Genomic DNA, 8,887 nt, shown 5'->3' on the forward strand with positions numbered 1-8,887 from the left:
GTCTGCGGCCCGGCGGCGGACTGTGCCCGCCGCCGGGCCGCCGTGTAGTCTCCCCGCTGAGAGGTGTCGGGAGGTGACCGTGACGCAGTACGCCGGGGGTGGGCACGTCCCGCCGCGTCCCGCCGCTCCGCCGGGGCCGCAGCCGTCGGGGGCCGCCGCGCCGCCGCCGGTGCCGCCCGTTCCGGCTCCCGTTCCCGCCGCTGCGCCGCCGGCTCCGGCCGCTCCGGTGCCGCTCGTTCCGGTGCCGCCTGCTCCCGTGCCGCCCGCTCCGGCTCCTGTCTCCGCGCCCGCTCCGGCCGCACCCGCGCCCGCGCCCAGTGCGCCGGTCCCCGTCGGGGCCACCGGGCACTTCGTGCTGCCCTCCGGCGCGCCCGTGCAACTCCCCGCCCACCCGCCGCAGCGGCACGCGCCCGCCAGTCCGATCGCCGTCCTGCTGATCGGCCCGGCCGGGGCGGGCAAGACCACCGTCGCCCGGTACTGGGCCGAGCGCCGGCCCAGCCCGACTGCGCACATCAGCCTGGACGACGTCCGCGAGTGGGTGCAGTCCGGCTTCGCCAACCCGCAGTCCGGCTGGAACAACGCCTCCGAGGCGCAGTACCGGCTGGCCCGCCGCACCTGCGGCTTCGCCTGCCGCAACTACCTCGCCAACGGCATCTCCTGCATCATCGACGACGCCGTCTTCCCGGACCGCCCGGCCATCGGCCTCGGCGGCTGGAAGCGGCACATCGGCCCCGGCATGATCCCGGTCGTGCTGCTGCCCAGCCTGGACTCCGTGCTGCACCGCAACGCCAGGCGCGGCGGCACCCGGCGGCTCGGTGACGAGGAGGTGGCGCGGATCCACGGCCGGATGGCCGGCTGGTACAACTCCGGGCTGCCGATCATCGACAACTCGTACCTGGACGTGGCCGGCACCGCCGCCGAGCTGGACCGCGTCATCCTGGCCCGGCTGATGGGCATGCCGGTCCGCTGACCTGCGACGATCCGGTGCTGTCGGCGCCGACTGCGATGATGTGCAGGTCCTGTCGAACCACCCCGGGGGAGCTGACGCCCGTGCCGGAAGGCCACATCATCCACCGCCTCGCCGCCGAGAACCGGAAGGCCTTCGGCGGCCGCCCGGTCGAGGTGTCCAGCCCGCAGGGCCGGTTCGCCGACGAGGCCAAGGCCATCGACGGGCAGCTGCTCACCGCGGCCGAAGCCGTCGGCAAGCACCTGTTCCTCGGCTTCGAGGAGGGCGCCTGGGTGCACGTCCACCTCGGCCTCTACGGCGGCTTCGCCTTCGGCACCGGGCCCGCGCCCGAGCCGGTCGGCCTGGTCCGGCTGCGGCTGGCCAACGACGACGGCTACGCCGATCTGCGCGGCCCCAACACCTGCGCGCTGGTCACCGGCGCGGAGAAGGCCGCCGTCGCCGCCCGGCTGGGCCCCGACCCGCTGCGCGCCGACGCCGACCCGCAGGCCGCCTGGCGCCGGATATCGGCCAGCCGGACGACCGTCGCCGCGCTGCTGATGGACCAGAAGGTGCTGGCCGGGGTGGGCAACGTCTACCGGGCCGAGGTGCTGTTCCGCCACGGGATCAACCCGCACCGCGCCGGCCGCGACCTCACCCGGGGCGAGTGGGACGCGATCTGGGCCGACCTGGTCGCCCTGATGCGCGAGGGCGTCGGCGCGGGCCGGATCGACACCGTCCGGCCCGAGCACACCCCCGAGGCGATGGGCCGCCCGCCGCGTGTCGACGACCACGGCGGCGAGGTGTACGTCTACCGGCGGGCCGCGATGCCCTGCCTGGTCTGCGGCACCGACGTCCGGACGGAGCAGCACGCCGCGCGCAACCTCTTCTGGTGCCCCGCCTGCCAGGCGGCCTGACCGGGTCCGCGGTTGCTCCGGCCGGGCCCCGGCGTGTCCTCCGGGGGGCCGGTCAGCCGACGGCCACGGTGGGCTCGTGGTGTTCGGCGGCGGCGCACGCGTCGAGGAGGGGGCGCATGGCCTCGTCCACGAGCCGGTAGCGCACGACCCGCCCGTCCTTGTCCCCGGTGACCACGCCCGCGGTGCGGAGCAGCCGCAGGGCCTGGGACACGGCGGGGTCGCGCATGCCGGTGGCGACGGCGAGGTCGGAGACGGCGAGCGGGCCGGCCCGGTGGAGGGCGAGCAGGAGGGCGAGCCGCCCGGGGTCGGCGAGCAGGGAGAACCGCTCGGCCCAGGTGCGGACGTGCGCGGGGTCGCCGATCGCGGCGATGGCCTCGCAGACCCGGTGTCCGTCGATGGTGCGGTGGCCCGCGCGGTCGGCCGGTACGAGATGCATGCGCACATTGTTGCAGGAGGGGGCCTGTGATCCTGGACACCTGCGCAGGTGCGCAGCCTTGCAAGGGTGGGTCCTGACCCCTACGGTGTTCCCCGCCGTGGTGCTCGGGAAGACCGGTGACGGATCCTCAGGGGTCCCAGTCCGGAGCGGCCCTCGCCACTGTGATCGGGCCATCGTGATCGTCGACGATGGAGAGACGTCCGTACCCACGACGCCACTGGGAGCCTCGCGCACCTGGGAAGGCGGGTACGGGACCCCCGTAAGCCAGGAGACCGGCCACGGCATCTCACGAAGTGTTTCCACGAGGTGCTGGAGCGTGACCCGAATGACCCTGCCCGAAACCGCCGCCGCCGAGGCGCCGGCGACACCGTCCGTGCTGCCCACGTTCCGCTGGAAGCGCGAGGACACCGTTCGCACGGCCGGGCTGATGGGGGTGATCCTGGCCATGCACGTGGTGGCGTTCGGGACGCTCATCTTCCTGGTCGCGCCCCACAACTACGCGGTCGGCACCCAGGTCTTCGGCGTGGGCCTGGGGATCACCGCGTACACCCTCGGCATGCGGCACGCCTTCGACGCCGACCACATCGCGGTGATCGACAACACCACCCGCAAGCTGATGGCGGACGGCAAGCGGCCGGTCTCGGTCGGCTTCTGGTTCGCCCTCGGGCACTCCTCGATGGTGGTGCTGATGGCCGCCCTGGTGGCGGGCGGCGCGCAGCTGGCCAGCACGCTGATGGACGACGACTCGACCACCCACAAGTGGCTCGGGATGGTCGGCACGACGGCCTCCGGCGCGTTCCTCTACCTGATCGGCGCGCTCAACCTGGCCGCGCTGCTCGGCATCCTCAAGGTGTTCCGGGCGATGCGGGCCGGGTCGTACGACGAGGCGCAGCTGGAGGAGCACCTCAACTCGCGGGGCTTCATGGCCCGGGTGCTGAACCGGGCGACCCGCTCGATCACCCGGCCCGGGCAGATGTTCCCGGTGGGCATGGTGCTGGGGCTGGGCTTCGACACCGCGACCGAGGTCACCCTGATGGTGATGGCCGGGTCGGGCGCGGCGGCCGGGTTGCCCTGGTACGCGATCGTCTGCCTGCCGCTGCTGTTCGCGGCCGGGATGAGCCTGTTCGACACCCTGGACGGGACGTTCATGAACTTCGCGTACCAGTGGGCCTTCGCCAACCCGGTCCGGAAGGTCTACTACAACCTGACGATCACCGGGCTGTCGATCGCGGTGGCCTTCGTCATCGGCACCATCGAGCTGGTCGGCGTGCTGCACGAGAAGCTCGATCTGACCGACCCGGTCACCGGCTGGATCGCGGGCATCTCGCTGGACAACGTCGGCTACGCGATCGCCGGGCTGTTCGTGGTGGTCTGGGCCGCGGCGATCGCCTACTGGAAGCTGGCCCGGGTGGAGAAGCGCTGGGTGGCCGCCGAGTAGTGACGGCTGCGAGCGGCGACGGCTGCGAGCAGCGACGGCGCCTCCCCCGGGATCCCGGGGGAGGCGCCGTTTCGTCGCTGCGGGGCGGTACGGGTCGCTGCCGGTCGGCGTTCCGTCGGTGCGGGGTTCAGTTCGGGCGGGCGGGGTTCAGCGCTCTTCGCGGAAGTCGACGTGCCGGCGCGCGAGCGGGTCGTACTTGCGCAGGACCATCCGGTCCGGGTCGTTGCGGCGGTTCTTGCGGGTCACGTACGTGTAGCCGGTGCCGGCGGTGGAGCGGAGCTTGATGACGGGGCGCAGTTCACTACGGGCCATGGGTGTCCTCCCGGGTTGGCGGGTTGGCGGGTTGGCGGGTTGGCGGGTTGGCGGGGTGTTCGGGGCCGGGGCGAAACCGTACACCGAAATGGAAGTCATTTTCATCTGGTGTAACGTGAGCTCCGTCCTGCCCATTCCCGGACGTCAGGGAGCACCCATGTCCGCCCACTGCCAACTCACCGGCCGCAAGCCCGGATTCGGCAACGCGATCTCGCACTCGCACCGCCGCACCCGCCGCCGCTTCGACCCCAACATCCAGCACAAGCGCTACTGGCTGCCCGGCGAGGGCCGGTACGTCCGGCTCACCCTCAGCGCCAAGGGCATCCGCACCATCGACACGATCGGCATCGAGGCCGCCGTCGCCCGCATCCGCGCCCGAGGGGGGAAGGTCTGATGGCCAAGCAGAGCAAGATCGCCAAGAACGAGCAGCGCCGCGCCGTCGTGGCCCGGTACGCCGAGCGCCGCGCCGAGCTCAAGCGGATCATCGCCGGCCCCGGCACCGCCCCCGCCGAACGCGCCGCCGCCCAGGCCGAACTCGCCCGCCAGCCCCGCGACGCCAGCGCCACCCGGATCCGCAACCGCGACGCCGTCGACGGCCGCCCCCGCGGCTACCTGCGCGCCTTCGGCCTCTCCCGGGTCAACCTCCGCGTCCACGCCCACGCCGGCCACCTGCCCGGCGTCCGCAAGGCCAGCTGGTGAGCGGCGTGGACGGGATCAAGCTGCCCGTGGTGGTCGTCGCCGGCCTGCACGCCGCCGAACGCCGCGCCGCCGTCCGGGAGTTGGCCGCGGCCGCGGTGGACGCGGTGGTCCTCCACCACGACCTGCGGGAGGCCTCGCAGGGCGTCGTCCACCGCGAACTGCGCGACGCGGGAGGCGGGTTCGACGCCGCCGACGTCCCGCTGGTGAACGACTGCCCCTGCTGCGCCCTGCGCGAGGACCTGCTGCCGCGACTGCTGCGGATCGCCGACGAAGGCCGGTACGGACTCGCGATCGTCGAACTGTGGGGCGGCAGCGACCCGCACCCGGCCGTCGAGGTGATCGCCGGGGGAGAGGCGGACGGCCGCCATCTGGAGGACGCCGTCGAACTCGCGGGCGTGGTCACGGCCGTCGACCCGGACCGGCTGATCGGCGAACTCTCCGTCTCCGACGACCTGGTGGACCACGGCGAGCACACCGCCCGCCAGGACCAGCGGACCCGCGCGGAGGCGCTCGCCCACCAGGTCGAGTACGCCACCACCCTCGCCGTCCCGCGCGCGACGGCGCACACGCCCGGGCTCGCGCTGCTCCGCCAGCTCCACCCCACCGCCCGGGTCGTCCGGCTCGGCACCGGCGCGCTCACCCGGGCCGCCCTCGGCGGCTTCGACGTCGCCGCCGCCCGCGACCGGGTCAACCCGGCGATCGCGCTGCTCCCGCAGGAGAGCGACGAGGCCGGCGTCACCACGCTGGTCTGGGAGCGCCGCCGGCCGCTGCACCCCGAGCGGCTGCACCGGGCGCTGGAACTGCTCGTCCCCGCCGCCCAGCGCAGCCGCGGCCGCTTCTGGCTGGCCAACCGGCCCGACCTGATGCTCGCCTGGGACGCCGCCGGGGCCAACCTCGCGGTCGAGGAGTGCGGGCCCTGGCTCACCTCCCTGCCCGACGCCGCCTGGGAGCTCTACCCGCCCGCCCGCCGGGCCGCCGCCGCCCTCGACTGGCACCCTCTGCACGGCGACCGGGTGCAGCAGCTCAGCTTCACCGCCGAGGGCCTGGACGTCGACGGTGTCACCGGGCTGCTCGACTCCTGTCTGCTCACCGACGCCGAACTCGCCGCCGGCGAACCCGGCTGGAAGGCCCTGCCGGACGCCTTCCGGGACCTGCTCGACCCCGTTCACTGAGGAGCCGTCACTGTGCGTAAGCGACCGAACCCGCCCAAGGACCGGCCGAACCCGCTGTTCGCGGCCGGCGTCGAGTACATCGACTACAAGGACACCGACCTGCTGCGGCGCTTCGTCTCCGACCGCGGCAAGATCCGGAGCCGCCGCGTCACCCGGCTCACCGTCCAGCAGCAGCGCGCCGTGGCCAGGGCCGTCAAGAACGCCCGCGAGATGGCCCTCCTCCCGTACGCCGCCGGCACCACCCGGTAGCCATCGCCGCCGGCACCACCCGGTAGCCATCGCCGCCGTCACCACCGCCACCACCGTCACCACCCGACAAGGAGCCCCCGATGGCCGTCCCCAAGCGCAAGACGTCCCGCAGCAACACCCGGCACCGCCGGGCCCAGTGGAAGGGCAAGGCCCCGAAGCTCGTCCCGATCACCCTCAACGGCCGCGAACTGCTCGTCCCCCAGAACCTGGTCCCCGCCTATCGCCGCGGCCTGATCGATCCGGAGGGGGCGTAGCGACCACAAAGAGGGCGTGCGGGGGCGGGAGCGCGCCCTGTCGGGGGTGCTCGGCGGGCGGATCGGGGTGGGGGTTCGTAGGCTCGACGCATGTCTGATGCGTACGCGGGTCGGCGGGAGCGGGTGAGGGAGCACTGCAGTGCGGCCGGGGCCGATGCGGCGCTGATCACCCGGGCGGCGAACGTGCGGTATCTGACGGGCTGCGCGCCCTGCGGGGCGACGCTGCTGCTGACCCGGGAGCGGGTGCTGCTGGCAGTGCCGGACGATCTGCCGCCGGACGACACCGGGGAGCACCTGATCGCGCCGGACGTCACCCAGGTGCCGGTGGCGGCCGCGGCGGACACCGCCCTGGCGGCGGCCGCCGCCGCCGCGCGACTGGGCGTGGCGGACCTCGCGGTGGAGGAGCACGACCTGACCGTCAGCCGCCACCGCGCGGTGGCGAGCCTGGCGGAGGGGGCCCGGCTGGCCGACCTGGCGCAGGTGGTCGAGCGGCTGCGGGTGGTCAAGGACGAGCACGAGATCGCCGACCTGCGGATCGCCGCCGAGATCGCCGACCAGGCGCTCGGCGAACTGCTGGAGTCGATCCTGGTCGGCCGTACCGAACGGCACCTGGCGATGGAGCTGGAACGCCGGATGATCGACCACGGCGCGGACCGGGCGGCCTACCCGGTGTCCGTCGGCACCGGCAGCCACTCCGGCCGGCCCGCCCACCAGCCGACCGACCGCCGGGTGGAGGAGGGCGACTTCCTCACCGTGGTGATGGGCGCCCAGTACCGGGGCTACGGCGTCTCCACCGCCCGGACCTTCGTGATCGGCGCCGCCCCCGCGCCCTGGCAGGTGGAGCTGCACCGGCTGGTGTTCCGGGCCCAGCGGGCCGGCCGGGAGGCGCTCGGACCGGGCGTGGAGCAGTACGTGCCCGACCGGGCCGCGCGGCAGATCCTGGAGGCGGCCGGCCACACCGAGACCTCCCCGCACCCGGTGGGGCACGGCATCGGGCTGGAGATCCGGGAGGCGCCGCGCCTCGGTCCGTCGGACATGGGTAAACTGGACAGCCGCGTGCCGGTCACCGTCGGCCCAGGGGTCCACCTCCCGGGCAAGGGCGGTGTCCGGATCGAGGACACGCTCGTGGTGCGCCCCCCAGAGGAGGGCGGGCCCGAGCTGCTCACCATCACCACCAAGGAGCTCCTCGCCCTGTGACCGCGGCCGCCCGTCGGCCGTCGGCGGCAGGACGCAAGCCTTGGTTCCTTGACAGCTATATCCAGGAGTAAGTGCGCCCGTGGCTTCCACGAACGATCTCAAGAACGGCATGGTCCTCAAGCTGGAGGGCGGCAAGCTCTGGTCCGTCGTCGAGTTCCAGCACGTCAAGCCCGGCAAGGGCCCGGCCTTCGTGCGCACGAAGCTCAAGGAGGTCCTGACCGGCAAGGTCGTCGACAAGACCTTCAACGCCGGCACCAAGGTCGAGACCGCCAACGTCGACAAGCGCGGCATGCAGTTCTCGTACAAGGACGGCGAGAACTTCGTGTTCATGGACACGGACACCTACGACCAGATCGTGGTCGAGCCGGCCGTCGTCGGCGACGCCTCCAAGTACCTGCTGGAGGGCTTCGAGGCCCTGGTCGCCATGTACGAGGGTGCCCCCCTGTACATCGAGCTCCCGGCCTCCGTCGAGCTGCTGATCTCCCACACCGAGCCGGGCGTCCAGGGCGACCGCTCCACCGGCGGCTCCAAGCCGGCCACGCTGGAGACCGGCGCCGAGATCGCCGTGCCGCTCTTCATCGTCACCGGCGAGAAGATCAAGGTCGACACCCGCGACGGCGGCTACCTCGGCCGGGTGAAGTAAGTCCGTGTCGGCCGCACGTAGCAAGGCCCGTACCCGGGCCTTCCAGATCCTCTTCGAGGCCGACCACCGCGGGGTCGACCCGCAGCGGGTCCTCGCGGACTGGGTGGCCCGCGCCCGCGAGCCGAAGCCCGACGAGGGCACCCCGCAGGTCGGCGAGTACACCATGGAGTTGATCGAGGGGTACGTCCAGCACGCTCGCCGGATCGACGACCTGATCTCGCAGTACGCGGTGGGCTGGACCCTCGACCGGATGCCGATCGTGGACCGCAACGTCCTGCGGCTCGGCGCCTACGAGCTGATCTGGGAGGACGGCGTCCCGGACGCGGTCGTCCTGGACGAGGCCGTGGAGATCGCCAAGGAGTTCTCCACGGACGACTCCCCGGCCTTCGTCAACGGTCTGCTCGCCCGCTTCCTGGAGCTGAAGCCGAGCATCCGCCGGTAGGTCGTGTGCCCTAGGCCCCGACCACCGGTGGCGGTGAAACCCGCAGAACGGCCGCGGGGCCCCGGGTACCGGGGCCGCCGCCCGGGCGCCGGTTTAACCCGGCGGGGGAGGTGGTGGGCCAAAAGCCCCGAAAAAGGGTAATATAAAAAAAAGTAACGGGCCCCCCATGGGAAATTGTTTTTAGA

At 73.1% G+C, this 8,887-nt stretch carries 13 protein-coding genes and 1 riboswitch; of the genes, 11 read left to right on the forward strand and 2 right to left on the reverse strand.

Going from position 1 to position 8,887, the window contains the following annotated elements; all coding sequences use genetic code 11:
* The first annotated feature begins 73 nt into the window (after positions 1 to 73).
* Both ACFWPI_RS14830 and ACFWPI_RS14835 read left to right on the forward strand, forming a co-directional pair.
* Positions 74 to 970, forward strand: a complete 897-nt coding sequence (locus ACFWPI_RS14830) for an AAA family ATPase (protein ID WP_380342366.1) — start codon at positions 74 to 76, stop codon at positions 968 to 970.
* A gap of 80 nt (positions 971 to 1,050) precedes the next feature.
* A complete protein-coding gene (locus ACFWPI_RS14835; protein WP_380381007.1) occupies positions 1,051 to 1,860 on the forward strand; it encodes an Fpg/Nei family DNA glycosylase in 810 nt (269 codons plus the stop codon).
* A gap of 52 nt (positions 1,861 to 1,912) precedes the next feature.
* Here the strand turns inward: ACFWPI_RS14835 and ACFWPI_RS14840 are convergent, their stop codons facing one another.
* Positions 1,913 to 2,296: an ArsR/SmtB family transcription factor gene (locus ACFWPI_RS14840; RefSeq protein WP_380381008.1), complete on the reverse strand. Its 384-nt coding sequence runs from the start codon at positions 2,294 to 2,296 to the stop codon at positions 1,913 to 1,915.
* 81 nt (positions 2,297 to 2,377) lie between these two features.
* Positions 2,378 to 2,592: riboswitch (cobalamin riboswitch) on the forward strand.
* Between the two features lie 29 nt (positions 2,593 to 2,621).
* Between ACFWPI_RS14840 and ACFWPI_RS14845 the strand changes: the two genes are divergently transcribed.
* A complete protein-coding gene (locus ACFWPI_RS14845; protein WP_063346775.1) occupies positions 2,622 to 3,734 on the forward strand; it encodes a HoxN/HupN/NixA family nickel/cobalt transporter in 1,113 nt (370 codons plus the stop codon).
* Between the two features lie 147 nt (positions 3,735 to 3,881).
* On the opposite strand, the gene rpmG is transcribed toward ACFWPI_RS14845, so the two are convergent.
* Positions 3,882 to 4,046, reverse strand: a complete 165-nt coding sequence (rpmG, locus tag ACFWPI_RS14850) for a 50S ribosomal protein L33 (RefSeq protein ID WP_093655888.1) — start codon at positions 4,044 to 4,046, stop codon at positions 3,882 to 3,884.
* A 157-nt stretch (positions 4,047 to 4,203) separates the two neighbouring features.
* On the opposite strand from rpmG, the gene rpmB reads away from it, so the two are divergent.
* The 8 genes from rpmB to nusB all read left to right on the forward strand — a co-directional run bounded on the left by rpmB (position 4,204) and on the right by nusB (position 8,702).
* Positions 4,204 to 4,440: a 50S ribosomal protein L28 gene (gene rpmB, locus ACFWPI_RS14855; protein ID WP_063346773.1), complete on the forward strand. Its 237-nt coding sequence runs from the start codon at positions 4,204 to 4,206 to the stop codon at positions 4,438 to 4,440.
* Positions 4,440 to 4,745, forward strand: a complete 306-nt coding sequence (rpsN, locus tag ACFWPI_RS14860) for a 30S ribosomal protein S14 (RefSeq protein ID WP_380380949.1) — start codon at positions 4,440 to 4,442, stop codon at positions 4,743 to 4,745. Before rpmB ends, rpsN begins: the two co-directional genes overlap by 1 nt.
* A gap of 5 nt (positions 4,746 to 4,750) precedes the next feature.
* Positions 4,751 to 5,917 carry a CobW family GTP-binding protein gene (locus ACFWPI_RS14865; protein WP_380342376.1) on the forward strand — a complete coding sequence of 389 codons (1,167 nt, stop codon included), beginning with the start codon at positions 4,751 to 4,753 and terminating at the stop codon, positions 5,915 to 5,917.
* Positions 5,918 to 5,929: 12 nt separating this feature from the next.
* Complete coding sequence (gene rpsR / locus ACFWPI_RS14870; RefSeq protein WP_380380951.1) at positions 5,930 to 6,166, forward strand: 30S ribosomal protein S18; 237 nt, start codon at positions 5,930 to 5,932, stop codon at positions 6,164 to 6,166.
* A gap of 80 nt (positions 6,167 to 6,246) precedes the next feature.
* Entirely contained in the window at positions 6,247 to 6,420 is a 174-nt protein-coding gene (gene rpmF / locus ACFWPI_RS14875; RefSeq protein ID WP_063346769.1) for a 50S ribosomal protein L32, read from the forward strand.
* 90 nt (positions 6,421 to 6,510) lie between these two features.
* Positions 6,511 to 7,617, forward strand: coding sequence for a Xaa-Pro peptidase family protein (locus ACFWPI_RS14880; protein ID WP_063346768.1), 1,107 nt, complete (start codon positions 6,511 to 6,513; stop codon positions 7,615 to 7,617).
* Positions 7,618 to 7,696: 79 nt separating this feature from the next.
* Positions 7,697 to 8,260 (forward strand): elongation factor P, encoded by a 564-nt coding sequence (gene efp / locus ACFWPI_RS14885; RefSeq protein ID WP_063346767.1) that lies wholly within the window; start codon positions 7,697 to 7,699, stop codon positions 8,258 to 8,260.
* Between the two features lie 4 nt (positions 8,261 to 8,264).
* On the forward strand, positions 8,265 to 8,702 hold the full coding sequence (gene nusB, locus ACFWPI_RS14890) for a transcription antitermination factor NusB (protein WP_063346766.1): 438 nt from the start codon (positions 8,265 to 8,267) through the stop codon (positions 8,700 to 8,702).
* Positions 8,703 to 8,887: the final 185 nt, after the last annotated feature.

Source organism: Kitasatospora sp. NPDC058492 (assembly GCF_042720685.1).
Classification (GTDB): domain Bacteria; phylum Actinomycetota; class Actinomycetes; order Streptomycetales; family Streptomycetaceae; genus Kitasatospora.